Source organism: Limimaricola soesokkakensis (assembly GCF_900172345.1).
Classification (GTDB): domain Bacteria; phylum Pseudomonadota; class Alphaproteobacteria; order Rhodobacterales; family Rhodobacteraceae; genus Limimaricola; species Limimaricola soesokkakensis.
Genome location: NZ_FWFY01000004.1, coordinates 146,397 through 172,555, shown reverse-complemented (window position 1 = coordinate 172,555; position 26,159 = coordinate 146,397). Strand labels below are relative to the sequence as shown.

Sequence of the window (26,159 nt, the reverse complement as noted above, 5' to 3'; positions counted from 1 at the left end):
CCCCATGTCGATCGACACCGACACCGCCCGGCGGGTGGCCAAGCTGGCCCGGATCCGGGTCGAGGAGGAGGCGCTGCCCGCGCTCGCCTCCGAGTTCAACACCATCCTCGGCTTCATCGAGCAGCTGCAGGAGGTCGATGTCGACGGCGTCGAGCCGATGACCGGCGTCACGCCGATGCATCTCAAGCGCCGCGACGACGTGGTTACCGATGGCAGCCAGCAAGAGAAGGTCCTCGCCAACGCGCCCGACGCGCGCGAGGGCTTCTTCGCGGTGCCGAAAGTCGTGGAATAAGGGGCGCAGCGATGACCGAACTGACCAAGCTGACCATTGCCTCGGCGCGCGACGCGCTCCGCAAGGGCGAGATTTCCTCGGTCGAGCTGACCGGCGCGCTGAACGCGGCTGTCGACGGCTCCGACAAGCTCAATGCCTATGCCCACAAGACGCCCGAGATCGCCGAGGCACAGGCCCGCGCCGCCGATGAGCGCATCAAGGCGGGCGATGCGCCCGACCTGTGCGGCATCCCCTTGGGTATCAAGGACCTGTTCTGCACCGAGAACACGCCGAGCCAAGCCGCGAGCCGCATACTCGACGGCTTCCGCCCGCCCTATGAATCCACCGTCACCACGCAGCTGTTCCGTGACGGCGCGGTGATGCTGGGCAAGCTCAACATGGACGAGTTCGCGATGGGCTCGTCGAACGAGACCTCTGCCTATGGCGCGGCGGTGAACCCCTGGCAGGCCGATGACGGCGTCGCGCTGACGCCCGGCGGCTCGTCGGGCGGCTCGGCCGCCGCCGTGGCCGCCGATCTGTGTCTCGGCGCCACCGGCACCGACACCGGCGGCTCGATCCGCCAGCCGGCGGCCTTCACCGGCATCACCGGCATCAAGCCGACCTATGGGCGCTGCTCGCGCTTCGGCATCATCGCCTTCGCCTCCTCGCTCGACCAGGCCGGGCCGATGACCCGCGACGTGCGCGACGCGGCGATCATGCTGCGCGCCATGTCGGGCCACGACCCCAAGGATTCGACCTCCGCCGACATCGCTGTCCCGGATTTCGAGGCGATGCTGACCGGCGACATTCGCGGCAAGGTGATCGGCATCCCGCGCGAATACCATGTCGACGGCATGCCGACCGAGATCGAGACCCTCTGGACCCGTGGCACCGAGATGCTGCGCGATGCCGGAGCGCTGATCCGCGACATCTCGCTGCCACACACGAAATACGCGCTTCCCGCCTATTACGTGATCGCCCCGGCCGAGGCCTCGTCGAACCTCGCGCGCTACGACGGCGTGCGCTTTGGCCACCGCGCCAAGCTGGCGCAGGGCGACGGCATCACCGAGATGTACGAGAAGACCCGCGCCGAGGGCTTCGGTTCGGAGGTGCAGCGCCGGATCATGGTCGGCACCTACGTGCTTTCGGCCGGTTTCTACGACGCCTATTACAATCGCGCCCGCAAGGTCCGCACGCTGATCAAGCGCGACTTCGACCAGGTCTTCGCCGAAGGGGTCGACGCGATCCTGACGCCGGCGACGCCGTCCTCGGCCTTCGGCCTCGGCGCGATGAAGGACGCCGATCCGGTGCAGATGTACCTCAACGACGTGTTCACCGTGACGGTGAACCTCGCCGGTCTGCCGGGGATCTCGGTGCCCGCCGGTCTGGATCACAAGGGCCTGCCGCTGGGCCTGCAGTTGATCGGGCGGCCATGGGAGGAGGGCGACCTGCTCAACACCGCCTACGCGCTGGAGCAGGCCGCGGGATTCGTTTCCAAGCCCGCGAAATGGTGGTAACGGGCGCAGTCGAACAGATCAGGGCCCGGAGTGTCGCCGTGAAACCGCTTGCCTCTCGTATGAACCTCGCCGCCCTCGCCGGCGCCGCCATGGCCCTTTCGGCCTGCGCGTCGCAGCTGCCCGACAGCGGCGCACGCGCCCAGCGCGAGGCGCAGCTGACCGGCCAGAATCAGGGCCAGTATCAAGGCCAGTCCGCCACTTTCGGCGCCCCCTCGGGCGGCGTCATCGCCAGTTCCGAGCTTTCGGCGGCGGGCATCGACGTGGATCGTCGCGGCGGCGTGCAGGCGAGCCCGACCAATGCTGCGCCGGATGTGGCCGCGAACGGGGCCGCGATCTCCGACGAGCAGAGCTTCGAGGCGGTGGCAGGGCGCGAGACGATTCAGTCCGACGCCGAACGCCGAGCCCAGCAGGCGGCCGCCTACCAAGTGATCCAGCCCACCGCGCTGCCGCAGCGCGCCGGCGACACCGGGCCCAACATCGTCGAATATGCGCTGAACGCGCCCAACAAGCGTGGGCAGGAGTGGTATTCGCGCTTCGTCCTCGGAACCATGGGCAATAGGTTCGAGCGCAACTGCGCCTCCTACCGCTCGCCCGACGAGGCGCAGCGCGACTTCCTTGCGCGGGGCGGCCCCGAGCGCGATCCCAAGGGCATCGATCCCGACGGCGACGGCTTCGCCTGCGGTTGGGATCCGGCGCCCTTCCTCGCGGCGGTCGGCCGCTAAAGGCGCGATGCCCGACCCGCTGTCACCGAATCACGGGCCGCGACGCCTTGGCGCGCGGCCCGATCTCGTGGTGATCCACTACACGGCGATGACCAGCCATGACGAAGCGCTGGCGCGGCTCTGCGACCCCGCGGCCGAGGTCTCGGCGCATTGGCTGATTTCCGGCGCTGGCAAGGTGACGGAGCTGGTGCCCGAGGCACGGCGCGCCTGGCACGCGGGCGCGGGGCGCTGGGGCGCGGTGGAAGACGTGAACTCCCGCTCCATCGGCATCGAGCTCTACAACAGGGGCGACCATCCCTTCGCCGGGCCGCAGATGGCGGCGCTCGAAACACTGCTCGCGGGCATCCTCACGCGTTGGTCGATCCCGCCCGAGCGCGTGATCGGCCATTCCGACATGGCGCCAGGGCGCAAGGACGATCCGGGCCCGCGATTCGACTGGCGCAGGCTGGCGCGGCACGGGCTGTCGGTCTGGCCACAGCCGAAACCGGCACGGGGGCCGCAGCCCAGCCCCTCGGTCTTCGATACGGCCGCGCGTGGTTTCGGTTACACGGCGGAGGTCACCCATGCGCAGCGGCTCGCGGCATTCCGGCTACGGTTCCGGCCGCGCGCTTCGGGCCCGGTGGATGCGACCGACATGGCGCTGATCGCCGATCTCGCGGCGCGCTTTCCCGTTGACCGGACCGCGCCCGCACCATAGGTCAGCCGGGCGCGGATGGCTGGATGGCCGCGGGCCCCTTTCGGGTTCGAGGAAAGTCCGGACTCCACAAGACACGGTGCCGGGTAACGCCCGGCCGGGGCAACCCGAGGGAAAGCGCCACAGAGAACAGACCGCCTTGGTCAATTCATCGGGGGTTCGCCCGCGGCGAAACCAGGGCAAGGGTGAAACGGTGGGGTAAGAGCCCACCGCGGGACGGGCAACCGGACCGGCACGGCAAGCCCCACCGGGAGCAATGCCAAATAGGGACCTCGCGCGGGTGCTGATCCGGTCCGCCGGATATCGCCGCAGGGACGTCTGACCCCGAGAGGTCCGGGTTGGCAGCTTCAGGCGCGTTGGCAACAGCGCGTCGAGATGAATGGTCATCGCCGGGGGCGACCCCGGAACAGAATCCGGCTTACAGGCCATCCGCGCAAATCATCGGGCCCGTTTCGCGGTTGACAGCGCGAAGCGCACGGTTAAAAGCCGGGGCTCAGACGTATTCACGCGGGCGCCGTCAACGCGCACGCCCCGCGAGCAGGAGAGACGACCATGGCGAAGCCGACGACGATCAAGATCCGCCTGAACTCGACCGCGGGGACCGGCCACTTCTACGTGACCAAGAAGAACGCCCGCACCATGACCGAGAAGATGGTCGTGCGGAAGTACGACCCCGTCAAGCGCGAGCATGTCGAGTACAAGGAAGGCAAGATCAAGTGATCTGAGCCTCCTCGGCAGAGTTCAAGGCCGCGTTCCGAAGGAGCGCGGCCTTTTTTCTTTTGGCGACTTTGTTCCTGAAATACGCCGGGGGAGCCCCGCAGGGCGGGGGCGGAGCCCCCTCTCGCCATCTCAGACGCCCAACCGGTCGCGCAGCGAGAACCAGGTCATCGCCAGCGTCAGCAGCGGCGCACGGTATCGCGCGCCGCCCGGAAACTCCGGCACCGGCAGGCGCGCGAATGTCTCGAAGCGTCCGGCCTGTCCGGCCACCGCCTCGGCCATCACCCGACCCGCCATGCCGGACAGGGCCACACCGTGCCCCGAGAAGCCGGCTCCCGACAGGATGTTCGGCCCGATCCGCTGCAACGAGGGCAGGCGCGACATGGTGATGCCCAGCGTGCCGCCCCAGACATTGTCGATGCGCACCCCTGACAACTGCGGGAACAGGCTCTCCATCCGCGCCCGCAGCTTGGTCGTGATATCGGTCGGAAAGCCGATGCCATAGCTTTCGCGTCCGCCGAAGAGAAAGCGGCGATCCTCGCTCATTCGGTAGTAGTTCACCACGAATCGCGAATCGGCGACCGCGATGTCGTGGGCCAAGACCTCGCGCCAGCGCTCGCCCAGCGGCTCGGTCGCGGCGATGAAGCTGTTGATCGGCATCACGCGGGTCGCCACCTCGGGCATGATGCCGGGCAGGTAGCCATTGCCCGCGAGGATCACGTGATCCGCCGTCACTCGCCCCTTCGGGGTGTGCAGGATGGCAGGCGCGCCGCGCTCCACCCGCGTGACCTCGGACAACTCGTGGATCGTAGCACCCGCTAGTTCGGCCTCGCGCGCCAGCGCCCTGGCATAGCGCAGCGGGTGGAGATGGCCCGCGCCTTCGTCGATAAGCCCGCCTTGATAGGCCTCGGTCTTCACAATTTCGCGGATCTCGTCGCGGCCGAGCGGTCGGATCGCGTCATAGCCATAGGCATTGGACAGATGCTCGGCCTCGGCGCGGTCCTCGGCCGCCTCGCGCCCCGAATAGGCGCCATGCACCACGCCCGGCAGATAGCGCGCTTCCGGCGCATGGGTTTCGCAGAAGTCGCGCAGCTGCCGCTTGGCCTCTTCGGCGAGGTCCCACAGCTGCCGGGCCGGGCTTTCGCCGAGGCGCTGCTCCAGCCAGAGCTGCCCCTTGTTGAAGCCCGACCCGACCTGACCGCCATTGCGCCCCGAGGCCCCGAAACCGGCGCGATGCGCGTCGAGCACGACGACGTCGAGACCCGCCCGCGCCGCGGTCAGCGCCGCCCAGAGCCCGGTGAAGCCCGCTCCGACGATCGCAAGGTCGCAACGCCGGTCGCCACTCAGCGGCGCACGGTCGGCCGCGGGCTCGGCCGAGGCCACGTACCAGCTGCGCGGCATCTGGCCGGGGCGGTCGTTGCGGTAGAGCGGGTTCATACGTTCAAGAGCAGGTGCTGACGCTCCCATGGGCTGATCACCTGCAGGAACTCGTTGTATTCCGCCCGTTTCACGATCGAGTAGACGCGCACGAATTCCGGTCCCAGCACCTCGTGCAGCTCCTTGGCCCCGTCGAACAGGTCAAGCGCCGCATAGAGCCCTTGCGGGATCTCGTCGGCGGCCTCGTAGGCATCGCCCCGGAACCGCTTGTCGGGCCAGATCTCGTTCTTCATGCCAAGATAGCCGCAGGCCAAAGAGGCGGCGATGCAGAGGTAGGGGTTGCAGTCCATCCCGGCGAGCCGGTTCTCGACCCGGCGCGCCTGCGGCGGCGAGATCGGCACGCGGATGCCGGTGGTGCGGTTGTCGCGGCCCCATTCGAGATTGATCGGCGCGGCGTGATCGCGCACGTAGCGGCGGAACGAGTTCACATAGGGCGCGATCATCGCGATCACGCTCGGCATGTGCTCCTGCAGCCCGCCGATGAAGTTGAAGAAGGCGTCGGTCTCGCCGCCCTGCGGGCCGGTGAAGAGGTTGCGCCCCTTGGCGTCGATGATCGAGTGGTGGACATGCATGGCCGAGCCCGGCTCGCCCTCGATCGGCTTGGCCATGAAGGTGGCGAAGCAGTCATGCTTGAGCGCCGCCTCGCGGATCAGCCGTTTGAAGAAGAACACCTCGTCGGCGAGCTTCACCGGGTCGCCGTGGCGCAGGTTTATCTCAAGCTGGCCTGCACCGCCCTCCTGCGTGATGCCGTCGATCTCGAAGCCCTGGATCTCGGCATATTCGTAGATGTCGTCGATGACGGGGCCGTATTCGTCCACCGCGGTCATCGAGTAGGCCTGCCGCGCGGCGGCGGGGCGGCCGGTGCGGCCCAGCATCGGCTCGATCGCCTTGGCCGGATCGACGTTGCGACCGACGAGGTAGAACTCCATCTCGGGTGCGACCACCGGGGTCCAGCCCTCCGCCTTGTAGAGATCGACGACGCGCTTCAGGACATTGCGCGGCGCGCAGCCGACAGGGCGGCCCTTCTGGTCGTAGGCGTCGTGGATCACCTGCAGCGTGCCGTCGGCGGCCCAGGGCGCGGCGGTGGTGGTGGCGAGGTCGGGCTTGAGGATCATGTCGGGCTCGACGAAGCCCTCGGGGCCCGCCGCCTCGCCCCAATCGCCGGTGATGGTCTGGAAGAAGATCGAGTTCGGCAGGTGGAAGAACTGCTGCTTCTCCCACTTGGCCGCGGGGACTGCCTTGCCGCGGGCGATGCCGGGCAGGTCGGCGATCACGCATTCCACCTCGTCGAGGCGGTGCTGATCGAGATAGAGGCGGGCGGCTTCGGGGATCTCGTCGATCCAGTTCATGCGGCCCCCTTCAGCACGCGGGCCATGCGCGCGGCCAGCACATCGGCATCGACCGGCTTGTCGAGATTGGCCAGCGCCTCGTCGATCTGCTCCTGCGGGACCACGCCGATGGCGCGGGTCGTGGCGAGCCCCTCGATGAAGCGGGCGCCGAATTCGGGGTGGGGCTGAATGGTGAAGACGTGCTCGTCCCAAGCCAGAGCCGCATGGGCGCAGAAATCGTTCGAGGCGACGACACGCGCGCCCTCGGGGCGCTCGACCACCTGGTCCTGGTGCCAGGCGTTGAGCGCGATCTCGCGGCCTTCGAAGTCATAGGTCTTGCGGCCCACCGACCAGCCCCGGTCGAACTTCTCGACCCGGCCGCCAAGCGCCTGCGCGATGATCTGGTGGCCGAAGCAGACGCCCACGAGCGGCATCCGTTTCCCGTGAATCTCCCGGATCAACGCCTCCAGCGGCGCGATGAAGGGATGGTCCTCATAGGCGCCGTGCTTGGAGCCGGTGATGAGCCAACCGGCGCAGTCCTCCGGGCCGTCCGGAAACTCCATCGCCTCCACATCGTAGCGACGGAAGGCGAAGCCATGCCCGTCGAGCAGCCGCTCGAACAGGTCCGAATAGTCGCCAAGTTCCGGGCGCAGCGCGTCTGGCGCATGGCCGGTTTCGAGTATGCCGATCTGCATGAAGCACCGTGTCTGTGAATACCACGGAAGCTAGACCGGGCAGGGGGCCGGGGCAAGCGGTGCGCGTCTCAGCGCATCAACAACCCGAAGCCCCGCGCCCGGCGCGGCGCCGCGCCGGGCAGGTGGCGGTTCAGGCGCCGGCCGATCATCCCCATCACGCCGATCACCACCAGCGTCAGCAGCACGAAATACCCCGCGAGGATCGGGTAGGGCACGAAGGGGTTGAAGGTCTTGTCCGCGAAATAGGAGGCGTAGTAGAGCGCGTCGCCCTGCTGCCGCGACGCGGGAAAGCCCGAGAAGAATACCAGCGTCGTGGCGTGGAACAGGAAGATCGCCTCGTTGGTGTAGGCGGGCCATGCCAGCCGCAGCGTGGTGGGCCAGATCACCCGGCGGAACTTGCTCCAGCCCGACAGCCCGTAGGCGTCCGCCGCCTCGACCTCGCCGCGGGGCACCGAGCGCAGCGCGCCGTAGAAGATCTCGCCCGAATAGGCGGCGGTGTTGAAGAACAGCACCACGGCGGCGCCGAGCCATGCGGAGGTGAGCGCGTCAAAGGCCGGGACCTGCCCCTTGAGCGACAGGAACAGGAAATAAGCGAAGAAGAACTGGATGAAGAGCGGCGATCCGCGAAACAGGAAGATCACCCATTCGGCGGGCTTGCGGAACCACGGCGAGGCCGAGGCCTTGCCCACCGCGAGCGCGGTGGCGAGCGCGAAGCCCGACAGGAGCGCCACGATGCCGAAATAGACGTTCCAGATCATGCCCGAGCCGATCAGCACGAATTGCTGGCACAGGGTGAAATCCGAGCGCGGCAGCAGCCGCTCGCCATAGCCGAGCGAGCGCAGCCCGTAATCCATGAGGGTGTCGTAGCAGCTCATGGCGGGCCTGCCTTGTTCATGCCGATGGGTCCGGTGCGCTTGTGGTTGGCGAGCGTCTCCTGCCCGTGGCTGAGCCGCAGCATGATCCGGTCGAGCACGATCTCGGAGATCCGGGTGAAGCCGAGATAGAACACCAGCAGGAACAGGAAGTACCACATCCGCCAGTCGCCATGCGGGTAGTCGGTGAATTGCGGCGTCTTGGTCGAGCCGAGCTCGCGCGCCCAGTAGACGATGTCCTCGACGCCCAGGAGGAACAGCAGCGGCGAGGCCTTGATCAGCACCATCCATAGGTTCGAGAGGCCGGGCAGGGCATAGACCCACATCTGCGGCACCAGAATCCGGCGGAACACCTGCGCGCGGGTCATGCCATAGGCCTCGGCGGTCTCGATCTGGGGGCGGGGCACGGCGCGCATCGCGCCGAACAGCACGTTGGCGGCAAAGGCGCCGAAGACGAGGGCGAAGGTGAAGACGGCGAGCCAGAAGCCGTAGACCTCGTGCACCCATTGAGCCGAGGTCGAGAGCGGCATCTTGGCCTCGGCGCAGACGATGAAATCGTTGCCCTGCCGGATCGGTTGGTCCCAATCGGGGCATTTCGCCTTGTGGCGAAGCCACTCGATGCCCTGGTCGAGCGCGATCACGAAGAACAGGAAGAAGGCGATGTCGGGCACGCCGCGCACCACGGCGATGTAGCCGCGGCCCAGCCACGACAGCGGCGCGAAGCGCGAGCGCGCCGCCACCGCGCCGCCGAAGCCGAACAGCAGCGCCACCGGCGCCGTCACCGCCAGCAGCAGCAGCACCGTCCCGAACGCCCAGTAGAAGGCGATGTGCTTGCCCGTGGTAAGGTAGCACATGAGCCAGCTCAGGCCGGACAGCGTTTCGGGATCGGAGCAGGATGCGAGCATGGGCGGCTTTCAGTCGGGGCGGCCTGAGGCCGCCCCTTTGAGGGTCATTCGAAGGTCCGGACCTCTTCGCCGAACCACTTGACCAGCAGTTCGTTGAGCGAGCCGTCGTCCTTCATGGACTGGATCGCGGCGTCGAGCTTCTCGCGCAGCTCGGTGTCGCTTTCGCGCAGGCCCACACCGATGCCGCCGCCCAGTGCCACGTCCTCGCCCACGAACATCAGTTCGCCGCCCGAGGCCTCGACGATCGGCACAAGGAAGTCCTTGTCGGCGAAGACCGCGTCGGCCTCGCCCGAACGCACGGCCGCGACGGATTCGTCGGGGGTGGCGAATTCGAGCAGTGCCGCGCCGCTGTCGGCGACATGGCCGGCCTGGATCGTGGTGGCCTGCGCGGCGACGACGCCGCCGGTCAGGTCGACGTCCTCGGAGGTCGCGACATAGGCCGAGGCAGCGGGCGGGTAGTAGTTCTGGGTGAAGTCGATGACCTCGTCACGCTCGTCGGTGATGCTCATCCCGGCGATGATCGTGTCGTAGTTGCCCGAGACGAGGTTGGGGATGATCGAATCCCAGTCGTTGGTGACCCACTCGCAGGTCAGCTCGGCGCGCGCGCACAGCTCGTCGCCCACCTCGCGCTCGAAGCCGTCGACTTCGCCCGCATCGTTGAGGAAGTTGTACGGAGGGTAGGCGCCCTCGGTGCCCAGACGGACGGTCTGGCTGTGGCTCTCGGCCAGCGCGGCACCGGCGGTGAGCGCGAGCGCTGCAGTCGTGAGGATCAGCGTCTTCATCGTTGGGTGGTCTCCTGTTGGGGAAAGTGCCGTGCCCGCTCTCAGGCGGGCTGCGGATGCGGGGCGGAATGCGACAGGAACTGCCGCAGCCGCTCTGACTTCGGATTGCCGAAAAGCTCGGCGGGCGGGCCCTGCTCCTCGATCAGCCCCTGGTGCAGGAACACGACGTGGTCGGCCACGTCATGCGCCATGCGCATGTCATGGGTGACGATGATCATGGTGCGGCCTTCCGCGGCCAGATCCTTGATCACCCGCACCACCTCCTGCTCCAGCTCCGGGTCGAGCGCCGAGGTCGGTTCGTCGAACAGGAGCGCGCGCGGCTCCATGCACAGCGCGCGGGCGATCGCGGCACGCTGCTGCTGGCCGCCCGAGAGCTGCGCGGGCCAGGCGTCGGCCTTGTCGCCGATGCCGACCTTGTCGAGATACTCGCGCGCTTTGGCCTCGACCTCGTCGCGTGGCCGGCCCAGCACCGTCACCGGCGCCTCCATGACGTTCTGCAGGATCGACATGTGGGCCCAGAGGTTGAACTGCTGGAACACCATGGCGAGGTTGGTGCGGATGCGGGTCACCTGCTTGGGGTCGGCGGGGCGGCGATGCAGCCCTTGGCCCTTCCATCGCACCGGCTCGCCCTCGAAGATCACCTCGCCCTGCTGGCTGTCCTCGAGCAGGTTGCAGCAGCGCAGCAACGTCGACTTGCCCGATCCCGAGGAGCCGATCATCGACACGACGTGTCCGGCGGGCGCGCTGATATCCACGCCCTTGAGAACCTCGAGGGGCCCGTAGGATTTATGCAGATCGCGGATCTCAATGACCGGTTTGGTGTCGCTCACGTGCTCTCATGTCCCCTGTCTGGCGAGAGAGTAGGGGACAGTTTCGCAAGAAATGCAACGGGGCCTAGCCCTTTGCCCCGGCGTCAGGCACGCCACGGAAAATCGGTTTACTCAACTTTGCATCCGTTCGGCGGCGCGTTGGCGGGCGCGGGCGCTGTCGGGATCCGAGACGCCGAGCATCGGCGCGACCATCCGCATCAACGCGTCCTCCTCCTCATCGCGCTGCCCATCGGCCAGCACCACTTCCCACAGTGCCTCGATCACCGCCTCGCGTTCCTCGTAGGAGACCGCGTCCTTGATGGCGCGGGTGAAGCGCACCGTATCCGGCGCCTCCGCCTCCATCACCTCGCAATCGGCCCGCAGCGCCGCGGCCGCGCCCTCGCTCAGGGCGTAGCGCGTCCCGAGGATCCGGTCGATGCGCCGCGCCTCCTCGGCGCTGTACTGCCCGTCGGCGCGGGCAATCCGCACCAGGAGCGCACCCAGCGCGAGACGCGCATCGGCATCGGGAAGGCGCTCGGGCGCGGGATCGGTGAGGCGGCGGATGAGGTCTGCAAACATGAGAGCGAATATAGCCGCCCCCGGCCCGGGGAAAAGGGCTCAGCGCTGCGGCATCAGCGTCGCGAAGCGCGCGCTCAGCCATTGCGCCTGTGCGTGGAAGCCATAGGGCGGGTTGACCACGAAGAGACCCGAGCCGGTCATGCCATGCCCGGCGCGGGCCGGGGGAAAGGCGACCTCGTGGCGCACGCCGTCGGGAATGTCGCGCTCCAGCGCGCGCAGCATCGGTGCGTGCGGCGCGTCGCGCAGGAGAGGGTACCACAGGACGAGGGTGCCGACCGGCCATTTCTTCGAAATCCGCCGCATCGCCTGAGGGATGGCGCGGTAATCCTCCTTGATCTCCCAGCTGGGGTCGATCAGCAGCACGCCGCGCCTTGGCTCCGGCGGGGTCAGCGCCACCGCCATCTCGATGCCGTCGCGGCGGTGTACCTGGGCGCGACCCGCCATGGCGGTCTGCAGCGCCGCGTGCTCCTGCGGATGCAGCTCGGCGAGGTGCAGTCGGTCGTCGGCGCGCAGCAGCTGCGCCGCAATTTCGGGTGAACCCGGATAAGCCTGCGAGCCGTGCTCGGCGCGGGTCGCCTCCAGAACCCGGGCATAGGGGTGGTCGGGGGCGAACCAGCCCGCCACCCGGGCAATGCCCTGCGCCGCCTCGCCAGTCTTGGTGGCCTCGGCCGCGTCGAGCCTGTAGAGCGCGCGCCCCGCATGGCTCTCAATATAGCTCAGCGGTTTCGGCTTGCGCGTCAGATAGGCGAGCATCCATGCCAGCAGCGCATGCTTGTGCACATCGGCGAGGTTCCCGGCGTGATAGGCGTGCTGGTAGGACAGCATGGGCGTCTCCTTCGGGTCCCGCACTAGCGGCGGGGCGGGCGCGGGGCAAGCCGTGGCCCACGCACCACGCGCGCAAGAGAGTTGCCCGGGCGCCACGCGCACGAGGGATATGCCCGTACGGTTTGCCTCGCCGCCCGCGCGGCGTATCTTTCGGGCCAAGCCCCATCGAAAAGGACCCGTCATGCGCCGCCTTTCGCTTCTCGCCATCGCCCTCGCGCCGCTGCCTGCCATGGCGGGGGCGCTGGACCAGCCGGTCGCCGATCCGGTCATCGTGCCCGCCGCGCCCGCACCAGCGGCCCCCGGCCGGGTGCTCGCCTTCACGCTGCGCGGCGGCGTCGCGGTCTCGCCGGAATATTTCGGCTCGGATGATTACGAGACCGGCCCGGATCTCGGTTTCACGCTCGACCGGCTGCGCTTTGGCCCCTTCGACATCGGCAATGACGACCCGGATTTCGTCTCGACCGGCTTCGGGCTGCGCGGCTCGTTCCGCTATATCGGCGACCGCGATGCCGATGATGTCGACGGCGTGGCCGGGCTCGATGACGTCGATGCCGCGCTGGAGCTGGGGCTGGGCGCGGGCTACGACACCCGCAATTTCGGCGTTTTCGCGGATGTCCGGCGCGGTTTCGGCGGGCATGAAAGCTTCGTAGCGGAACTCGGCGCGGATGCCTATTTCTACCCCTCCGAGCGGCTGACGCTGCGCGCCGGGCCGCGCGCGCTCTTCGCCGAGGATGATTACGCCCAGACCTATTTCGGCACGCCGGGCTTCGATGCCGATGGCGGCCTGATCTCGGCCGGCGTCGAGGTCGGCGGCATCTACGCGTTCAGCGAGAACTGGGGTCTCGACGGCGCTGTCACCTATGAACGGCTGCTGAACGACGCTGCTGACAGCCCCATCACCGAGGATGAGGAGCAGCTCGGCGCGCGGCTGGGGATCACCCGGCGGATCGATTTCCGGTTCTGAAACAGGCGGGCTTCGTCCCTCGGATGCACGCCGTGGCCTTGGGTGCGGGACGCAACGCGCGGAGTGATGTGATGACACTGACGATCCGGCAGGTGCCGGCCGAGGAGGCTGCCAGCCTCCTGCCGCTGCTGCGGCAGGGACAGGACTTCCATGCCGCAAGGCAGCCACGGGTGTTCCGGACCGATCACGACGATGCCTCCTACACGGTGTTTCTCGAGGAATGGCTGGCCGGTGAGGGGGTGATGGCGCTCGCCGCCATGTCAGCTACGGGCGAGTTGCTCGGCTGTGCCGTGTTCGAGATCGAAGAGATCCCCGCCAAGCCGCTGCTGAAGCCCCGGCGCAACGGTCTGCTCAAGCATATCGTGGTCGATGAGAACTGCCGCGGCGCCGGCATCGGGTCACGCCTCGTCGCCGAGGTGAAGGCGCGGCTGCGCGACGCCGGGATCGATCGGCTCCGGGCGCATCATTACGCTTTCAACGAGGCTTCGGCGGCGATGCTGCGCAAGGCGGGCCTCGTGCCGCATCTCGTTACCGTCGAAGGGGACACCTGAGGCGGATATGAAAAGGTCCGGTCCTTACGGACCGGCCCTTTCGAATTCCGAAGCCGCCGTACTCAGACCAGCCGCGAGGTTTCCACGGCGGCACGCACGAAATCGGCGAAGAGCGGATGCGGCGCGAAGGGCTTGGATTTCAGTTCGGGGTGGAACTGCACGCCGATGAACCACGGATGGTCCTTCCATTCGACGATCTCGGGCAGGCGGCCATCGGGCGACATGCCCGAGAAGCACAGCCCCTTGGCCTCGAGCGCTTCGCGATACTTGGTGTCGACCTCGTAGCGGTGACGGTGGCGCTCTTCGATGCGGCTCGCACCGTAGACCTCGGCGACGCGGCTGCCCTCGGCCAGCGCGGCGGTGTAGGCGCCGAGCCGCATCGTGCCGCCCTTGTCGTCGGTCACAGCCCGCTCAACCACGTGGTTGCCCTGGATCCACTCCTTGAGATGGTAGACGACCGGTTCGAAGCGGCGCTTGCCGGCCTCGTGGTCGAACTCCTCGGATCCCGCGGTCTTGAAGCCCGCGACGTTGCGCGCCGCCTCGATTACCGCGAGCTGCATGCCAAGGCAGATGCCCAGGTAGGGAATGCCGCGCTCACGCGCGAACTGGGCGGTCTTGATCTTGCCCTCGGTGCCGCGCTCGCCAAAGCCGCCGGGCACGAGAATCGCGTGGTAGCCCTCGAGATGCGGGGCCGGATCCTCTTGGTCGAAGCGCTCGCTATCGACCCATTCGACCGTCACGCGCACCCGGTTGGCCATGCCGCCATGGGTCAGCGCCTCCTTGATCGACTTGTAGGCGTCCTCGAGCTGCACGTATTTGCCGACGATCGCGACCTTCACCTCGCCCTCGGCATGGGTCAGCCGGTCGTTCACGTCGTGCCAGCGCGCGAGGTTCGGCTTGGGCGCGGGCGCGATGCCGAAGGCGTCGAGCACGGCCTGGTCGAGCCCCTCGCGGTGATAGGCCAGGGGCGCCTCGTAGATCGACTTGAGGTCGTAGGCCGCGATCACGCTCTCCTTCCGCACGTTGCAGAAGAGGCCGATCTTCTCGCGCTCCTTTTCCGGGATCGGGTGCTCGGAGCGGCAGACCAGCACGTCGGGCGCGATGCCGATCGAGCGCAGCTCCTTGACCGAGTGCTGCGTTGGCTTGGTCTTCAGCTCGCCGGAGGCGGCGACATAGGGCAGCAGCGTCAGGTGCATGAAGATGCACTGGCCGCGCGGCCGCTCCTGCGCGAATTGGCGGATCGCCTCGAAGAAGGGCAGACCCTCGATGTCGCCGACAGTGCCGCCGATCTCGCAGAGCTGGAAATCGACCTCGTCGGCGCCGATCGAGAGGAAGTCCTTGATTTCGTTGGTGACGTGCGGGATCACCTGGATCGTTTTGCCGAGGTAGTCGCCACGGCGTTCCTTCTCGAGCACGTTCGAATAGATCCGGCCTGACGACACGCTGTCGGTGCGCCGCGCCGCGACGCCGGTGAAGCGCTCGTAATGGCCGAGATCGAGATCGGTCTCGGCGCCGTCATCGGTGACGAAGACCTCGCCATGCTCGAACGGGCTCATCGTGCCGGGATCGACATTGAGATAGGGGTCGAGCTTGCGCAGCCGAACCGTGTAGCCGCGCGCCTGCAAGAGCGCACCCAGCGCCGCCGAGGCCAGTCCCTTGCCGAGCGAGGAGACAACGCCGCCGGTGATGAAGATGTAACGCGCCATGGTCGGAAGTACCCCGTGATCGTCGAATGAGCATCGAATGGAAGACTGCCGCGAAACGAAGGCTTCGCGGCATCACGGGATTTGAGGATATCCGGATTCGGCCCGTGACCGCAACCGGGGGCGCAAGATCATGTGGCCGAAATCGGCCAACGCCCAGTGGTTGTGGTGGCCTTTACTCGGCCAACGGCACGACGGGGCCGTCGGTCGGCGCGGGCGGCAGCAGGCTGTCACCCAGATCGGTAACGGGCGCGTCCTCTTCCGCCGGGGTCCCGGTGGTCAGCCGGTCGAGCACCGAACCACCGGCCGAGTTCTCGGCGGCGATGATCGTCAGCGCGATCGAGGTGACGATGAAGGCCGCGGCGAGGCCCCAGGTGACCTTGCCCAGCGCGGTCGCGGCCGCGCGGCCCGACATCACGCCGCCGCCGCCACCGCCCATGCCGAGGCCGCCGCCTTCGGAACGCTGCAACAGAACCACGCCGATCAGCGACAAGGCGAGGATCAGGTGGACGATCAGGACGACGTTTTCCATGCGGACCTCTGCGTGCGGCGGGGTGGGGCGGAACGCGCCGTATCTAGAAGAGGGCGGCCTCTGTCGCAACCCCGAAGTGGGCGGGGGCGGCGGTCGCAGGCCAGTTTGCGGTTTCGCGGAGCCGCGCCCGGCGCTATAGGGACGCCGGATTGAAAGACCGGAGAGGGTACGTCCATGGCGAATGTGGTGGTCGTCGGCACCCAGTGGGGCGACGAGGGCAAGGGCAAGATCGTGGACTGGCTGTCCGAGCGCGCCGACGTGATCGCGCGGTTCCAGGGCGGTCACAACGCGGGCCATACGCTGGTCGTCGGCGGCGAGGTCTACAAGCTGCACGCGCTGCCCTCCGGCGTGGTGCGCGGCGGCAAGCTCTCGGTGATCGGCAATGGCGTCGTGCTCGACCCGTGGCATCTTCTGAAGGAAATCGAGGGTATTCGCGGCCAAGGCGTCGAGATCACGCCTGAGACGCTGATGATCGCCGAGAACACGCCGCTGATCCTGCCGTTCCACGGCGAGCTCGACCGGGCACGCGAGGGGCTCAACTCCGTCGCCAAGATTGGCACCACCGGGCGCGGCATCGGGCCCGCCTATGAGGATAAGGTCGGCCGCCGCGCGATCCGCGTCGCCGACCTCGCCGACGACGCGACGCTGGAGCTGCGCGTCGACCGGGCGCTGGTGCATCACAATGCGCTGCGTGCGGGTCTCGGGCTCGAGCCGATCGACCGCGATGCGGTGCTGGCGCAGCTGCGCGAGATTGCGCCGGCGATCCTCGAATACGCGGCCCCCGTCTGGAAGGTGCTGACCGAGCGCCGCCGCGCCGGGGAGCGGATCCTGTTCGAAGGCGCGCAGGGCGCGCTGCTCGACATCGATTTCGGCACCTATCCCTTCGTCACCTCCTCGAACGTGATCGCGGGGCAGGCCGCGACTGGCACCGGCATCGGCCCGGGCGCGATCGATTTCGTGCTTGGCATCGTCAAAGCCTATACCACCCGCGTTGGCGAGGGTCCGTTCCCGACCGAGCTTGACGACGATGATGGTCAGCGGCTGGGCGAGCGCGGTCACGAGTTCGGCACCACCACGGGCCGAAAGCGCCGCTGTGGTTGGTTCGACGCCTGCCTGGTGCGCCAGACCTGCGCCACCTCCGGCGTGTCGGGTATCGCGCTGACCAAGCTCGACGTGCTCGACGGCTTCGAGACGCTGAAGATCTGCACCGGCTACGAGCTGGATGGCGAGCGCTACGATTACCTGCCCACCGCGGCCGACCGTCAGGCGCGCTGCACCCCGATCTACGAGGAGATGCCGGGCTGGCAGGAGTCGACCGCCGGGGCACGGTCCTGGGCCGATCTGCCGGCGCAGGCGATCAAGTACATCCGCCGCATCGAGGAGCTGATCCAGTGCCCGGTGGCGATGGTCTCGACCAGCCCCGAGCGCGACGACACGATCCTCGTCACCGATCCCTTCTCGGACTGAGGCGGGCATGGCGCGAAAGCTCAGCCACAAAGCGCGGCGACGTTTGTCGCTCTTGATCCTGCTGGTCGGCCTACCGGGCTACATCGTGGTGGCGATCACGCTGGTCGGGTTGATCGAGCGGCCCTCGATCCTGGTCGAGCTGGCGATCTATGTCGGCCTCGGCCTGGTCTGGGCGTTGCCGTTCCGACGGATCTTTCTCGGTGTCGGCAAGGCCGACCCGGAAGAGCGGGACGACGGCTGAGACCGGCGTCGAGCCGAAACGCGAAAAGGGGCGGCACCGTGCGATGCCGCCCCTTTTCGCATGTCATGTGGCCAAGCTCAGCCGGCGCGGCGCTGCGGGTTGAAGCGGCTCGACGGAGCCACGGCAAAACGGCCGCTGCGGACCCGCGTCAGCGCACCCTGCCGTAGCAGCGTGCCGAAGCTGCGCAGCCCGTCCTCGCGGCTGACCGGCTCCGGGCTGGCCTCGCGCACCCGCTCCATCAGCTGCGGGCGCGAGACATCCTCGGCCCCTTCGATGAAGGCGGCATAGGCGGCGGCGGCTTCCAGAAGCTCGCCCAGCTCCTGCGCGCCCATTCGCGCCGCGAAGGCCGAGAAGCTTTCGGAAGGGGTGGGGGCCGAGGTCGGTTCCGCACTGGCCGCGGGGCGGGCGGGCTGCGGCGCCGGTTCGCTTGTATCGGCGACGGAGACCCGGCGCGGCCGCACCGGTGCGGCGCGCTCCTGCGACGGCGCGTCGCTCAGATCGACGCGCTGGGCGGCGACCAGCTTGAGCGGCGCGGGGCGCGGCCGCTCGGACCGGGCCTCTGCGGCCTCGTCATGACCGCGCGGCGGCAGCGCCGGTCGGCGTGGCCGGACCGCCTGGCGCAGATCGTTGCGGAACGCTTCCTCCACCTTGGCGGGGCGCTCCACATCACCCAACCGGCGCGCCGCCTCTGTGGCCGCGACGGCGGCCTTGAGCTGCGAGATCGATTCGCGGCGGCGGCCAGATTCGGGATCCGCCATGCGGGCATCCGTGGCGGACATGATGCGCGACAGATCGGCCTCGTCGGTGGCCAGCGCGTGATGCGCCGTCGACCGGCCCGCGCCCGCGACGTCGTCCTGCCGTGCCTCGACCTCGGCTTCGACGGCCTCGTCTTCATCCGGTTTGGCCTCGGCCGAAGTCTTGGTCGGTGCCGCCTCGTCGTCCTGATCCTCATCCTCGTCCGACAGCGCCGCCACCGCGGCTTCGAGATCGGCATCCGCATCCCGGGTTTCGATCTCGGTGCTCTCGGCCTCGCTCTCCGCGACGGACGATTCGTCTGCCGCGATTTCCTGGGAGGCGGGGCCATCCTGGCCGACGCCCATCTCGCGCTCCAGCGCCGCCAGCTCTTCGAGCAGCGCCCGCTCGGCCTCGGCCGACAGATCCGCGTCTTCGCTGGTCGAAGGAGTCATGTCCTCCTGCGCGGTCTCGGCAGCGGCAGCCTCGGCAGCCGTCTCATCCGTTTCGCGCGCGGCGTCCTCGGCGTCCTGCCGTGCGAGGGCCGCCATGATGTCGGCGTCGGCATCCGCGTCGTCGGAAACCGCGTTCGAAGCTTCGGCTTGGGACGGCGCGGCTTCGGTCGCCTCGCTCACGGCCCTATGTGTTTCGCCACGCGCGACGGCGCGCTCGAAATCGGCCTTGCGCATCCGCACCACGCGGGCACGCGCCGGGCGCGATGCGTCGGTCTGTTCCGCCGCCGGCTCGCTCGACTGGGCCGAAGTGGATTCGGCCTCCGCGCGCTCCTGCTTCTGCTCCTTCTCCGCTGCGGGCTCTGTCGCGGCCGGTTGCGGCGCGACGGGCCTGGGGGCCCGGACGGGGGCCGTGTCGAACAGCCCGGCGGCGGGGCGCTGGCGGGAGGCGGGCGCGATGTCCTCCTCCTCGTCATCGCTGGCAAAGGAAGGCTGGCGGCCGACCACGGCGCGGATGCGCTGCAGCTTGGCCGCGACGCTGTCGCCATCCATGGCCGGGCGCTGCGGGGCAGGGCGCGGCTGCGCCGGGGCGGGCGCTTGCTCGGCGGTTTCGGGACGCGACGCCTCTTGCGGCGCGGCGGGGCGTTCGGCCTGGGCGGGTTGCTGGGCCGGCTGCGGCTCGGCCTCGCGCGGCGCCTCGGCGACGGGCTGCGGCGCAGGTTCTGCCTGCGGCTCGTCCTGCTCCTGCGTTTCGGGCGCGGGGGCCGGCTGGGGCTGCGGAGCGGCCTGTGCGGAAGGCTGGGGCGCCGGGCTGGCCGTTGGGGCCATCGGCGGCAGGGCCTGGCCTGCGCGCAGCACGATGCCGCTCGATTCGGTGCGGGCCTCGACCCGGCGTGCGACCTCGCGCTCGGCGATGCGCGCCAGCATCTCGGCATCCGGGGTCGGGGGTTCGGCCCCGAAGTAACGGTCATCGGCGGCCAGATCGCGGAAATACTCGGCGATGGCCTTCATCGTGTCGAACGAGTCGTCGAACCCCTCCAGCGTGCAGGAAAAGGTCCCGTAGGACACCGTGAGTATCTTGCTTGATCCAACCATCTGAGTGCTCGCTTTCTACCCTGTCCGTCCCGATGTAGCAGTGAATAGGTTTGAAACGGGATCACGACATGGGTGGCCGTGGGATGATTTCATGGCAAAACCGCGGCCGACCGTTTGGTTCGCGGGGATGATGGGGGAAGGCCGTGACGATTGTCCAGTGCGCCAATGAGGTTACTCTATTGGGGGGTGGGACCCTCGGCGAGGGGGACCTCGCGCTGGCTCTGGCGCGCGCGCCGGTGCTCGTCGCGGCCGATGGCGGCGCGCGCCACGCCGCCGCTGCCGGGCTGGAGCCCCGCGCCGTGATCGGCGACATGGACAGCCTCGGCGATGCCGCCGCCCGTTTTGCCGACCGGTTGCACGAGATCGCCGAGCAGGACAGCACCGATTTCGACAAGGCGCTCAGGAACATCGAGGCGAGCTTGGTGCTGGCGGTGGGCTTTACCGGCGGGCGTCTGGACCACGAGCTGGCGGCGTTTCACGTGCTCGCAGCGCGGCCCGATCGGCGCTGTCTGCTGATCGGTACCGAGAGCCTGGTGTTTCTCTGCCCGCCCGAGATCGCGCTCGACCTCGCGCCGGGACAGCCTTTCTCGCTGTTCCCGCTGGGCGAGGTCGGCTGCGTCTCCGAGGGGCTGCGCTGGCCCACGGCGGGCATCGCCTTTTCACCGGCGCAACGCATCGGCACTTCGAACGAGGTGACCGGGCCCGTGTGGCTGCGGGTCGACGCGCCTTTGATGCTGGCCATTGCGCCGCGCGCTGCGCTCGACGCGGTGCTGTCGGGATTCAGGGGTGCGCCGGAGGGCTGGCTACCGCGCTGAGCGCACATGCTCCCCGCGCGAGGTCAACCCGGCGCGCAGCCTTGCGGGCTTTGCAAAACCGGCCCCAGCCGTTATCTGCACCAGCATCCCCGCCTCGGCCCCAATATCGTCAGGAATCGCCAGTGACCGAAAGCTTCGAGACCCCAGGCCCCGTGGAGCGCGACTGGTCCGACGCGATCAGCCCGATCGAGGAGATCATCAACGACGCGCGCAACGGGCGCATGTTCATTCTCGTCGATCACGAGGACCGCGAGAACGAAGGCGACCTGGTGATCCCGGCGCAGATGGCGACGCCCGACGCGATCAACTTCATGGCCACCTATGGCCGCGGCCTGATCTGCCTGTCGATGCCGGGCTCGCGCATTGACGCGCTGGGGCTGCCCTTGATGTCCACCAACAACTCCTCGCGCCACGAGACCGCCTTCACGGTCTCGATCGAGGCGCGCGACGGCGTCTCTACCGGCATCTCGGCGCATGACCGGGCGCTCACCGTGGCGGTGGCGATCGACGCCTCGAAGACCGCCGCCGACATCGCAACGCCGGGCCACGTGTTCCCGCTGCGCGCCCGCGAGGGCGGGGTGCTGGTGCGCGCCGGTCATACCGAGGCCGCCGTCGACATCTCGCGTCTCGCGGGGCTGAACCCCTCCGGCGTGATCTGCGAGATCATGAAGGAGGACGGGACCATGGCCCGTCTGCCCGACCTCGTCGCCTTCGCGCAGAAGCACGCGCTCAAGATCGGCACGATCAGCGACCTGATCGCCTATCGCCGACGCCACGACAACCTCGTGCGGCTGCGCGACGAGCAGCAGATCCAGAGCGAGTTCGGCGGCGACTGGACCCTGCGCGTTTACACCGACACCACCCAAGGCGCCGAGCACATCGCGCTGATCAAGGGCGACATCTCGGGCGACGCGCCGGTGCTGACGCGGATGCATACGCTCGATCCGATGCTCGACGTGGTGGGCACCGGCCCCAAGGGCCGGGCCCGCGAATTCGGCGACGCGATGCAGGTCATCGCCGAAGAGGGGCGCGGCGTGCTGGTGCTGCTGCGCGACCTGCACATGAAGCTCGCCACCACCGAGGAGCATTCGCCGCACGTGCTCCGGCAATACGGTCTCGGCGCGCAGATCCTCTCGGCCCTCGGCCTGTCGAAGATCGTGCTGCTGACCAATTCCCCCAAACCCCGCGTGGTCGGGCTCGACGCCTACGGGCTCGAGATCATCGACACCCGCAAGATCTCGGAGATCGGATGATGGCCGGCCCTACCCACCACGCACTCGCGCGTCCCGAATTCGACGAGGGTCCGAAGATCCTCATCGTCGTCGCTCCCTATTACAAGGACATCGCCGACAATCTCGTCGCCGGCGCCATGGCCGAGGTCGAGGCCGCTGGCGGAACCTACGAAGTCGTCGAGATGCCGGGCGCGCTGGAACTGCCCTCGGCGATCGGCATCGCCGCCCGGATGGGCGAATATGACGGCTTCATCGCGCTGGGCTGCGTGATCCGCGGCGAGACCACGCATTACGACACCGTATGCAACGACAGCTCGCGCGGGCTGACGCTTCTGGGGCTGCAGGGGATCTGCATCGGCAACGGCATCCTGACCGTCGAGAATTACGAGCAGGCGGCGGTGCGCGCCGACCCGCAGGGCCAGAACAAGGGCGGCGGCGCGGCAGCGGCTGCGCTGCATCTCGTCGGGCTGTCGCGCAAGCTCGCGCGTAAGGACAAGGGCCTCGGTTTCACCGCCGATCGGCTGGGAGAGGGCTGATGGCCGAATCGAATACCCAGAAGCGGCGCATGCGCTCGGCCTCGCGGATGTATGCGGTGCAGGCGCTGTTCCAGATGGAAGCCGCGGGCCAGACCGTCGACCGGGTGATGCGCGAGTTCGAAACGCATCGCTTCGGCGCCACCTATGACGAGGTGGAGTGGGAGGAGGGCGATCTCGCCACCTTCCGCAACCTGATGGAGGGCGCGGTCGAGGAGCAGGCCAAGATCGACCAGATGACGCATCGCGCGCTGGTCGCCAAATGGCCGATCGCGCGAATCGACCCGACGCTCAGGGCACTGTTCCGTGCTGCCGGGGCCGAACTGCTCGGGAAGGTGACGCCGCCCAAGGTGGTGATCGTGGAGTTCGTGGAGATCGCCAAGGCGTTCTACCCCGATGGCAAGGAATCGAAATTCGTCAACGCCGTGCTCGATCACATGGCGCGGGAGGCGCGGCCGGAGGCGTTCTGACCGGCTCAGAAAGCATCGCATTTCAAGGGGCGCGGCCGCTGGCTGCGCCCTTTTGCACGTCGGCAGCCAGATGGGACTGCGGAACGGGTCTGGTTAACCGTGCCCCGATTCGCATGCCAGATGATGCGCAGCAGAGCGGCTCGGAACTAAAGATTCCCGATCTCGCACCCCGTGGCCTCACGGATCCTCTCCGCCACAATCCGGCGATGACAGCCGCTCGCGCAGGCCTCGAAGCACAGCAGCGCCGCGTGCCGCTCCCGTGCAATGGCTATTGCCAAGGCCAAGCCGTCCTGCGCCTCGGGCGATTGCATATGCGCGTCGAAGATCGCTTCCATCTCGGTGATGCGGCCCCGACGGGCCGCTTCCCGCCCCGGCTTGGGCGTGCCGAGCCCTCGCAGATGCTCGTAGGCGATGCCCTCGGCCTCCAGTGACGCGCGCAGCATGGTCTTGGAGAACCCGGCCCGCCGCGAGGCGGCCACGGCCCGGACATCGATGACCACCTCCACGCCCGCGGTCCGCAGCTTTGCGATCACCTCAGGCAGCGTCGTGGATTCGTATCCGATGGTCGAGAGAATCATGTTCCAGCCTCCGAGGCGGCAGCCTCAGGCATATCATGACATCCGCGGTGATCCGAAGCCGCACGGCATATGCCGCGCCCTAGGGTCTATTGGCCCTGTGATGTGCCTCTCTGGGAAGATGTGGCGGGAACCGCAGCGACCGTAGGGGTGAGAATTCCCGGGGACCTGTGTATACAGGTGGGCGCCAGGTAATCGAACCAGGGTCCGAACAGAGCCAGCTCCCGTGGAATTGCTTAAGGCCTCTGGAATTTGACCCCTTGGCACGAGAAGAGCAGAACCCGCCGCGACCACATCTAGGATCGTGCCGGGGATGTGACAAGGGGCGGCATGCAGGCTTTCGCCGCTTGAAGCATGTTGCCAGATTGTTCATGATGGCGACCATGCCTGATGATTGGGATGACTGGGAAGAGGGGGAGCGCCGCGTCGCCGCGCTGCCCGATGACGCGCTTTCGGCCGAGGCGCTGTCGCGGCCGCGTGCCGTGCCGCAACCGGGGCAGATACTGGCGCGGGGCGTCTGCCGCCACCTGCTGGGCCATGGCTTCGTCACGATAGAGGAGTTCGTGCCGGCCCCGGGGCTTCGGGTCGACGTGATGGCGTTGGGGCCCAAGGGCGAGCTGTGGGTGATCGAATGCAAGTCGAGCCGCGCCGACTTCACCTCGGACCGCAAGTGGCAGGGCTATCTCGACTATTGCGACCGTTATTTCTGGGCGGTGGACGACGCGTTTCCGCTCGAGCTGCTGCCCGAGGAGACCGGCGTGATCATCGCCGACGGCTACGACGCTGAGATCGTGACCATGGCGCCGGAGACAAAGCTCTCAGGCGCCCGGCGCAAGGTAATGTTGCAGAAATTCGCGCGCCATGCGGCGCTGCGTTGGCACAAGGCGCGCGATCCGGCGATCAGCCTTTCTTCTTGAGAGACCGCGCGGCGCGCGCCGCGGCCATGATCTCCTCGGCGATGTCCTCGGCCTCCTCGGGGTCGAAATCCATCGGGATCTCGGTCGCGCCCGCCTCGATGAACAGCCGCACCATGCCCTGATCGGTGGGGCCGATCTGCAGATTCGCCTCGATGTCGCGTTCGGTGTCGATGCCCATATCGGTTCCTTTCCAAGCTGGGACGTGCCTAGCGCCCGCGCGCGCGGCGGGCAAGGCGGCGGTCGTCGCGGAAGCCGCGGCAGGGGGTTGCAATCCCCCGCCCGCGGCGCTAATTCCGCGCCAGTGCCGCCTTAGCTCAGTTGGTTAGAGCGCTGGATTGTGGATCCAGAGGTCCCCTGTTCAAGCCAGGGAGGCGGTACCATCTCCCCAAACGATGATCCCGAAAAATTGATCCTCGTCGCGCCTTTTGTGGTACCGCGGCGATCGCCATTTTTTCCTTGGGGCCGGATTTCGGCACCCGTGGCCTCAGGGCCGTTTCCCTACAGGACGGGCGGCTCGGAGAGGCCGCGAACATGCGGGCCGGGCAGGGTCCTCGCGGGCAAGGCTTCCGGCCCCGGGAGGGAGACTGCAGATGAAACATCGACATCACTGGCAGGACTGGGTGTTCGGCGTGATCGGCCTCTGGCTGATCGTCTCGCCCTGGATCCTCGGCATGACCGGCGCCGCGACATGGAGCATGATGGCGCTGGGTGCTCTGGTCGTGATCCTGGGGGCGATCGGCCTGTTGCAGACCGAGGCGCAGGACTGGACCGATTACGCGGTGGCGGTGGTCGCGCTACTGATCATCGCGGCGCCCTGGATGGTGGGCTTCACCGCCGTGGCGGTCGCCTCGTGGAACGCGGTGGTATGCGGCATCGTGCTCGCCGTGGCGGCGCTGTGGTCGCATCTGATGCCGCATGAGGGCGGACATGCCTGACTGACGCGCGGCGTTCCCGGGCGGCATGCCGCCGACCGCCGCGCGCCTTGCGCGAAACCGGGCCGAACACGCATCGCCAGGTGGAACCGCTCCCCGGCGCAACGGGTTTTCGGCGCAGGTTTCCAGCAAGGAAAATGAAACATGTTCAAGCCCTTGATCGTCGCGAGCGCGCTCGCGGCGGCGCCTGTCGGCATGGCCTCGGCGCAAGTTTCCCTGATCTCCGTCAACCTGTCGAACGTGAATATAGAGATCGCGAAGAACCTCGACCTCGACCTCGACAAGGTGCCGATCAACGTGCTGCTGCCGATCAGCGTCGCGGCGAATGTCTGCGGCATAGACGTGGCGGCGCTGGGCGGCGCGACGCTGGGTGGCGACAAGCCCGAATGCGACGCCAACAACGTCACCATGGCGACGCAGCTCGTCTCGAACCTGATCGGCAGCGGCAACGCTGCGCAGGCGCCGGAGAACTCCGTCGACACCGAACCCGGGACCGCCGACACGACCGAGAGCGGTGCCGCCGCCGAAACCCCGACCGACGAGACCACCGAACCCACCGCTGCCGATGCCGGGCAGGATGCGGCCGAACCGTCGGTCGATGCGACGGCGGGCGAAACCACGCCGTCCTCCACGAGCGATGGCGACGCCGCCGCGACATCCCAGGCCGAAACCGGGACGGGTCCCGAGCCGGTGACGGAGACCAGCGATCCCGCATCGGACCCCGCAGCCGATGCCTCGGCCGATTCCAGCAGCGAAGCGTCGCAGACCGACGCCGCGGCCCAGTGATGACCCCGG

The 26,159-nt window shown here is 68.2% G+C and carries 30 protein-coding genes, 1 tRNA gene and 2 other RNA genes; 18 read left to right on the top strand and 15 right to left on the bottom strand.

Annotation, left to right across the window (positions count from 1 at the left end; genetic code table 11):
* The first annotated feature begins 4 nt into the window (after positions 1-4).
* From gatC to rpmG, 6 genes are all read left to right on the top strand, one after another.
* Positions 5-292, top strand: a complete 288-nt coding sequence (gene gatC / locus LOS8367_RS08485) for an Asp-tRNA(Asn)/Glu-tRNA(Gln) amidotransferase subunit GatC (protein WP_085896062.1) — start codon at positions 5-7, stop codon at positions 290-292.
* Between the two features lie 11 nt (positions 293-303).
* Positions 304-1,788, top strand: a complete 1,485-nt coding sequence (gatA, locus tag LOS8367_RS08480; RefSeq protein WP_085896061.1) for an Asp-tRNA(Asn)/Glu-tRNA(Gln) amidotransferase subunit GatA — start codon at positions 304-306, stop codon at positions 1,786-1,788.
* A 59-nt stretch (positions 1,789-1,847) separates the two neighbouring features.
* A complete protein-coding gene (locus LOS8367_RS08475; RefSeq protein WP_242665540.1) occupies positions 1,848-2,510 on the top strand; it encodes a hypothetical protein in 663 nt (220 codons plus the stop codon).
* 7 nt (positions 2,511-2,517) lie between these two features.
* On the top strand, positions 2,518-3,207 hold the full coding sequence (locus LOS8367_RS08470; RefSeq protein WP_085896059.1) for an N-acetylmuramoyl-L-alanine amidase: 690 nt from the start codon (positions 2,518-2,520) through the stop codon (positions 3,205-3,207).
* A gap of 11 nt (positions 3,208-3,218) precedes the next feature.
* Positions 3,219-3,641: RNase P RNA component class A (gene rnpB / locus LOS8367_RS08465), an RNA gene on the top strand.
* Positions 3,642-3,756: 115 nt separating this feature from the next.
* Complete coding sequence (gene rpmG / locus LOS8367_RS08460) at positions 3,757-3,924, top strand: 50S ribosomal protein L33 (protein ID WP_017928995.1); 168 nt, start codon at positions 3,757-3,759, stop codon at positions 3,922-3,924.
* A 129-nt stretch (positions 3,925-4,053) separates the two neighbouring features.
* On the opposite strand, the gene LOS8367_RS08455 is transcribed toward rpmG, so the two are convergent.
* The 9 genes from LOS8367_RS08455 to LOS8367_RS08415 all read right to left on the bottom strand — a co-directional run bounded on the left by LOS8367_RS08455 (position 4,054) and on the right by LOS8367_RS08415 (position 12,153).
* The gene (locus tag LOS8367_RS08455; RefSeq protein ID WP_085896058.1) at positions 4,054-5,358 is read right to left on the bottom strand and encodes an NAD(P)/FAD-dependent oxidoreductase; all 1,305 of its coding nucleotides are present in this window, start codon (positions 5,356-5,358) and stop codon (positions 4,054-4,056) included.
* On the bottom strand, positions 5,355-6,707 hold the full coding sequence (locus tag LOS8367_RS08450; RefSeq protein ID WP_085896057.1) for a glutamine synthetase family protein: 1,353 nt from the start codon (positions 6,705-6,707) through the stop codon (positions 5,355-5,357). Before LOS8367_RS08450 ends, LOS8367_RS08455 begins: the two co-directional genes overlap by 4 nt.
* A complete protein-coding gene (locus tag LOS8367_RS08445) occupies positions 6,704-7,381 on the bottom strand; it encodes a type 1 glutamine amidotransferase (protein ID WP_085896056.1) in 678 nt (225 codons plus the stop codon). Before LOS8367_RS08445 ends, LOS8367_RS08450 begins: the two co-directional genes overlap by 4 nt.
* A gap of 68 nt (positions 7,382-7,449) precedes the next feature.
* On the bottom strand, positions 7,450-8,256 hold the full coding sequence (locus tag LOS8367_RS08440; protein ID WP_085896055.1) for an ABC transporter permease: 807 nt from the start codon (positions 8,254-8,256) through the stop codon (positions 7,450-7,452).
* Positions 8,253-9,158 carry an ABC transporter permease gene (locus LOS8367_RS08435; protein WP_085896054.1) on the bottom strand — a complete coding sequence of 302 codons (906 nt, stop codon included), beginning with the start codon at positions 9,156-9,158 and terminating at the stop codon, positions 8,253-8,255. The genes LOS8367_RS08440 and LOS8367_RS08435 overlap by 4 nt, the downstream gene beginning before the upstream one ends.
* 44 nt (positions 9,159-9,202) lie before the next feature.
* Positions 9,203-9,940, bottom strand: a complete 738-nt coding sequence (locus LOS8367_RS08430) for a transporter substrate-binding domain-containing protein (RefSeq protein WP_085896053.1) — start codon at positions 9,938-9,940, stop codon at positions 9,203-9,205.
* A gap of 41 nt (positions 9,941-9,981) precedes the next feature.
* Positions 9,982-10,770: an ABC transporter ATP-binding protein gene (locus tag LOS8367_RS08425; protein WP_085896052.1), complete on the bottom strand. Its 789-nt coding sequence runs from the start codon at positions 10,768-10,770 to the stop codon at positions 9,982-9,984.
* 111 nt (positions 10,771-10,881) lie between these two features.
* Positions 10,882-11,328, bottom strand: coding sequence for a tellurite resistance TerB family protein (locus LOS8367_RS08420; RefSeq protein ID WP_085896051.1), 447 nt, complete (start codon positions 11,326-11,328; stop codon positions 10,882-10,884).
* Between the two features lie 39 nt (positions 11,329-11,367).
* Positions 11,368-12,153 carry a 23S rRNA (adenine(2030)-N(6))-methyltransferase RlmJ gene (locus LOS8367_RS08415; protein ID WP_085896050.1) on the bottom strand — a complete coding sequence of 262 codons (786 nt, stop codon included), beginning with the start codon at positions 12,151-12,153 and terminating at the stop codon, positions 11,368-11,370.
* A gap of 181 nt (positions 12,154-12,334) precedes the next feature.
* On the opposite strand from LOS8367_RS08415, the gene LOS8367_RS08410 reads away from it, so the two are divergent.
* Entirely contained in the window at positions 12,335-13,117 is a 783-nt protein-coding gene (locus tag LOS8367_RS08410; RefSeq protein WP_085896049.1) for a MipA/OmpV family protein, read from the top strand.
* 71 nt (positions 13,118-13,188) lie between these two features.
* A complete protein-coding gene (locus LOS8367_RS08405) occupies positions 13,189-13,668 on the top strand; it encodes a GNAT family N-acetyltransferase (protein ID WP_165761420.1) in 480 nt (159 codons plus the stop codon).
* Positions 13,669-13,730: 62 nt separating this feature from the next.
* Here LOS8367_RS08405 and pyrG read toward each other — a convergent pair whose 3' ends face one another.
* Together pyrG and secG are read right to left on the bottom strand one after the other, a co-directional pair.
* Positions 13,731-15,374, bottom strand: coding sequence for a CTP synthase (gene pyrG / locus LOS8367_RS08400; RefSeq protein ID WP_085896047.1), 1,644 nt, complete (start codon positions 15,372-15,374; stop codon positions 13,731-13,733).
* A 172-nt stretch (positions 15,375-15,546) separates the two neighbouring features.
* Positions 15,547-15,903 (bottom strand): preprotein translocase subunit SecG, encoded by a 357-nt coding sequence (secG, locus tag LOS8367_RS08395; protein WP_085896046.1) that lies wholly within the window; start codon positions 15,901-15,903, stop codon positions 15,547-15,549.
* A gap of 174 nt (positions 15,904-16,077) precedes the next feature.
* Here secG and LOS8367_RS08390 point away from each other — a divergent pair, with 174 nt between their 5' ends.
* On the top strand, positions 16,078-17,370 hold the full coding sequence (locus tag LOS8367_RS08390; protein WP_085896045.1) for an adenylosuccinate synthase: 1,293 nt from the start codon (positions 16,078-16,080) through the stop codon (positions 17,368-17,370).
* A gap of 7 nt (positions 17,371-17,377) precedes the next feature.
* Complete coding sequence (locus LOS8367_RS08385; RefSeq protein WP_085896044.1) at positions 17,378-17,611, top strand: DUF2842 domain-containing protein; 234 nt, start codon at positions 17,378-17,380, stop codon at positions 17,609-17,611.
* Positions 17,612-17,688: 77 nt separating this feature from the next.
* Here the strand turns inward: LOS8367_RS08385 and LOS8367_RS08380 are convergent, their stop codons facing one another.
* On the bottom strand, positions 17,689-19,890 hold the full coding sequence (locus tag LOS8367_RS08380) for a hypothetical protein (RefSeq protein ID WP_442354855.1): 2,202 nt from the start codon (positions 19,888-19,890) through the stop codon (positions 17,689-17,691).
* Positions 19,891-20,069: 179 nt separating this feature from the next.
* On the opposite strand from LOS8367_RS08380, the gene LOS8367_RS08375 reads away from it, so the two are divergent.
* From LOS8367_RS08375 to nusB, 4 genes are all read left to right on the top strand, one after another.
* Positions 20,070-20,705, top strand: coding sequence for a thiamine diphosphokinase (locus LOS8367_RS08375; RefSeq protein WP_242665539.1), 636 nt, complete (start codon positions 20,070-20,072; stop codon positions 20,703-20,705).
* 122 nt (positions 20,706-20,827) lie between these two features.
* Positions 20,828-21,958: a 3,4-dihydroxy-2-butanone-4-phosphate synthase gene (gene ribB, locus LOS8367_RS08370; protein WP_085896041.1), complete on the top strand. Its 1,131-nt coding sequence runs from the start codon at positions 20,828-20,830 to the stop codon at positions 21,956-21,958.
* Entirely contained in the window at positions 21,958-22,473 is a 516-nt protein-coding gene (locus LOS8367_RS08365) for a 6,7-dimethyl-8-ribityllumazine synthase (protein ID WP_106535043.1), read from the top strand. Before ribB ends, LOS8367_RS08365 begins: the two co-directional genes overlap by 1 nt.
* Positions 22,473-22,940, top strand: a complete 468-nt coding sequence (nusB, locus tag LOS8367_RS08360) for a transcription antitermination factor NusB (protein WP_085896039.1) — start codon at positions 22,473-22,475, stop codon at positions 22,938-22,940. The genes LOS8367_RS08365 and nusB overlap by 1 nt, the downstream gene beginning before the upstream one ends.
* Before the next feature lie 146 nt (positions 22,941-23,086).
* Here nusB and LOS8367_RS08355 read toward each other — a convergent pair whose 3' ends face one another.
* Entirely contained in the window at positions 23,087-23,518 is a 432-nt protein-coding gene (locus tag LOS8367_RS08355) for a DUF488 domain-containing protein (protein ID WP_085896038.1), read from the bottom strand.
* A 123-nt stretch (positions 23,519-23,641) separates the two neighbouring features.
* Positions 23,642-23,799, bottom strand: a non-coding RNA gene (gene ssrS / locus LOS8367_RS19505) — 6S RNA.
* Between the two features lie 99 nt (positions 23,800-23,898).
* Between ssrS and LOS8367_RS08350 the strand changes: the two genes are divergently transcribed.
* On the top strand, positions 23,899-24,432 hold the full coding sequence (locus LOS8367_RS08350) for an MmcB family DNA repair protein (RefSeq protein WP_242665538.1): 534 nt from the start codon (positions 23,899-23,901) through the stop codon (positions 24,430-24,432).
* Here LOS8367_RS08350 and LOS8367_RS08345 read toward each other — a convergent pair.
* Positions 24,416-24,610 (bottom strand): DUF6324 family protein, encoded by a 195-nt coding sequence (locus LOS8367_RS08345; RefSeq protein WP_085896037.1) that lies wholly within the window; start codon positions 24,608-24,610, stop codon positions 24,416-24,418. The two genes, LOS8367_RS08350 and LOS8367_RS08345, sit on opposite strands and share 17 nt — an antisense overlap.
* 125 nt (positions 24,611-24,735) lie before the next feature.
* Between LOS8367_RS08345 and LOS8367_RS08340 the strand changes: the two genes are divergently transcribed.
* The 3 genes from LOS8367_RS08340 (at position 24,736) to LOS8367_RS08330 (ending at position 26,150) form a co-directional block, all read left to right on the top strand.
* Positions 24,736-24,812, top strand: a tRNA-His gene (locus tag LOS8367_RS08340).
* A gap of 210 nt (positions 24,813-25,022) precedes the next feature.
* Positions 25,023-25,367: an SPW repeat protein gene (locus LOS8367_RS08335; protein ID WP_085896036.1), complete on the top strand. Its 345-nt coding sequence runs from the start codon at positions 25,023-25,025 to the stop codon at positions 25,365-25,367.
* Between the two features lie 141 nt (positions 25,368-25,508).
* The gene (locus LOS8367_RS08330) at positions 25,509-26,150 is read left to right on the top strand and encodes a RodZ family helix-turn-helix domain-containing protein (RefSeq protein WP_085896035.1); all 642 of its coding nucleotides are present in this window, start codon (positions 25,509-25,511) and stop codon (positions 26,148-26,150) included.
* Positions 26,151-26,159: the final 9 nt, after the last annotated feature.

What these genes read in the sequence shown, in the direction of transcription:
- LOS8367_RS08430 (WP_085896053.1), bottom strand. Translation starts at nt 9,940, where the DNA reads ATGAAGACGCTGATCCTCACGACTGCAGCGCTCGCGCTCACCGCCGGT.
- LOS8367_RS08455 (WP_085896058.1), bottom strand. Translation starts at nt 5,358, where the DNA reads ATGAACCCGCTCTACCGCAACGACCGCCCCGGCCAGATGCCGCGCAGC.
- LOS8367_RS08435 (WP_085896054.1), bottom strand. Translation starts at nt 9,158, where the DNA reads ATGCTCGCATCCTGCTCCGATCCCGAAACGCTGTCCGGCCTGAGCTGG.
- LOS8367_RS08470 (WP_085896059.1), top strand. Translation starts at nt 2,518, where the DNA reads ATGCCCGACCCGCTGTCACCGAATCACGGGCCGCGACGCCTTGGCGCG.
- LOS8367_RS08345 (WP_085896037.1), bottom strand. Translation starts at nt 24,610, where the DNA reads ATGGGCATCGACACCGAACGCGACATCGAGGCGAATCTGCAGATCGGC.
- secG (WP_085896046.1), bottom strand. Translation starts at nt 15,903, where the DNA reads ATGGAAAACGTCGTCCTGATCGTCCACCTGATCCTCGCCTTGTCGCTG.
- rpmG (WP_017928995.1), top strand. Translation starts at nt 3,757, where the DNA reads ATGGCGAAGCCGACGACGATCAAGATCCGCCTGAACTCGACCGCGGGG.
- LOS8367_RS08350 (WP_242665538.1), top strand. Translation starts at nt 23,899, where the DNA reads ATGCCTGATGATTGGGATGACTGGGAAGAGGGGGAGCGCCGCGTCGCC.
- LOS8367_RS08385 (WP_085896044.1), top strand. Translation starts at nt 17,378, where the DNA reads ATGGCGCGAAAGCTCAGCCACAAAGCGCGGCGACGTTTGTCGCTCTTG.
- LOS8367_RS08330 (WP_085896035.1), top strand. Translation starts at nt 25,509, where the DNA reads ATGTTCAAGCCCTTGATCGTCGCGAGCGCGCTCGCGGCGGCGCCTGTC.
- LOS8367_RS08380 (WP_442354855.1), bottom strand. Translation starts at nt 19,890, where the DNA reads ATGGTTGGATCAAGCAAGATACTCACGGTGTCCTACGGGACCTTTTCC.
- LOS8367_RS08355 (WP_085896038.1), bottom strand. Translation starts at nt 23,518, where the DNA reads ATGATTCTCTCGACCATCGGATACGAATCCACGACGCTGCCTGAGGTG.
- nusB (WP_085896039.1), top strand. Translation starts at nt 22,473, where the DNA reads ATGGCCGAATCGAATACCCAGAAGCGGCGCATGCGCTCGGCCTCGCGG.
- LOS8367_RS08420 (WP_085896051.1), bottom strand. Translation starts at nt 11,328, where the DNA reads ATGTTTGCAGACCTCATCCGCCGCCTCACCGATCCCGCGCCCGAGCGC.
- LOS8367_RS08445 (WP_085896056.1), bottom strand. Translation starts at nt 7,381, where the DNA reads ATGCAGATCGGCATACTCGAAACCGGCCATGCGCCAGACGCGCTGCGC.
- LOS8367_RS08450 (WP_085896057.1), bottom strand. Translation starts at nt 6,707, where the DNA reads ATGAACTGGATCGACGAGATCCCCGAAGCCGCCCGCCTCTATCTCGAT.
- pyrG (WP_085896047.1), bottom strand. Translation starts at nt 15,374, where the DNA reads ATGGCGCGTTACATCTTCATCACCGGCGGCGTTGTCTCCTCGCTCGGC.
- LOS8367_RS08415 (WP_085896050.1), bottom strand. Translation starts at nt 12,153, where the DNA reads ATGCTGTCCTACCAGCACGCCTATCACGCCGGGAACCTCGCCGATGTG.
- LOS8367_RS08405 (WP_165761420.1), top strand. Translation starts at nt 13,189, where the DNA reads ATGACACTGACGATCCGGCAGGTGCCGGCCGAGGAGGCTGCCAGCCTC.
- gatC (WP_085896062.1), top strand. Translation starts at nt 5, where the DNA reads ATGTCGATCGACACCGACACCGCCCGGCGGGTGGCCAAGCTGGCCCGG.
- gatA (WP_085896061.1), top strand. Translation starts at nt 304, where the DNA reads ATGACCGAACTGACCAAGCTGACCATTGCCTCGGCGCGCGACGCGCTC.
- LOS8367_RS08410 (WP_085896049.1), top strand. Translation starts at nt 12,335, where the DNA reads ATGCGCCGCCTTTCGCTTCTCGCCATCGCCCTCGCGCCGCTGCCTGCC.
- LOS8367_RS08440 (WP_085896055.1), bottom strand. Translation starts at nt 8,256, where the DNA reads ATGAGCTGCTACGACACCCTCATGGATTACGGGCTGCGCTCGCTCGGC.
- LOS8367_RS08475 (WP_242665540.1), top strand. Translation starts at nt 1,848, where the DNA reads ATGAACCTCGCCGCCCTCGCCGGCGCCGCCATGGCCCTTTCGGCCTGC.
- LOS8367_RS08390 (WP_085896045.1), top strand. Translation starts at nt 16,078, where the DNA reads ATGGCGAATGTGGTGGTCGTCGGCACCCAGTGGGGCGACGAGGGCAAG.
- LOS8367_RS08365 (WP_106535043.1), top strand. Translation starts at nt 21,958, where the DNA reads ATGGCCGGCCCTACCCACCACGCACTCGCGCGTCCCGAATTCGACGAG.
- LOS8367_RS08335 (WP_085896036.1), top strand. Translation starts at nt 25,023, where the DNA reads ATGAAACATCGACATCACTGGCAGGACTGGGTGTTCGGCGTGATCGGC.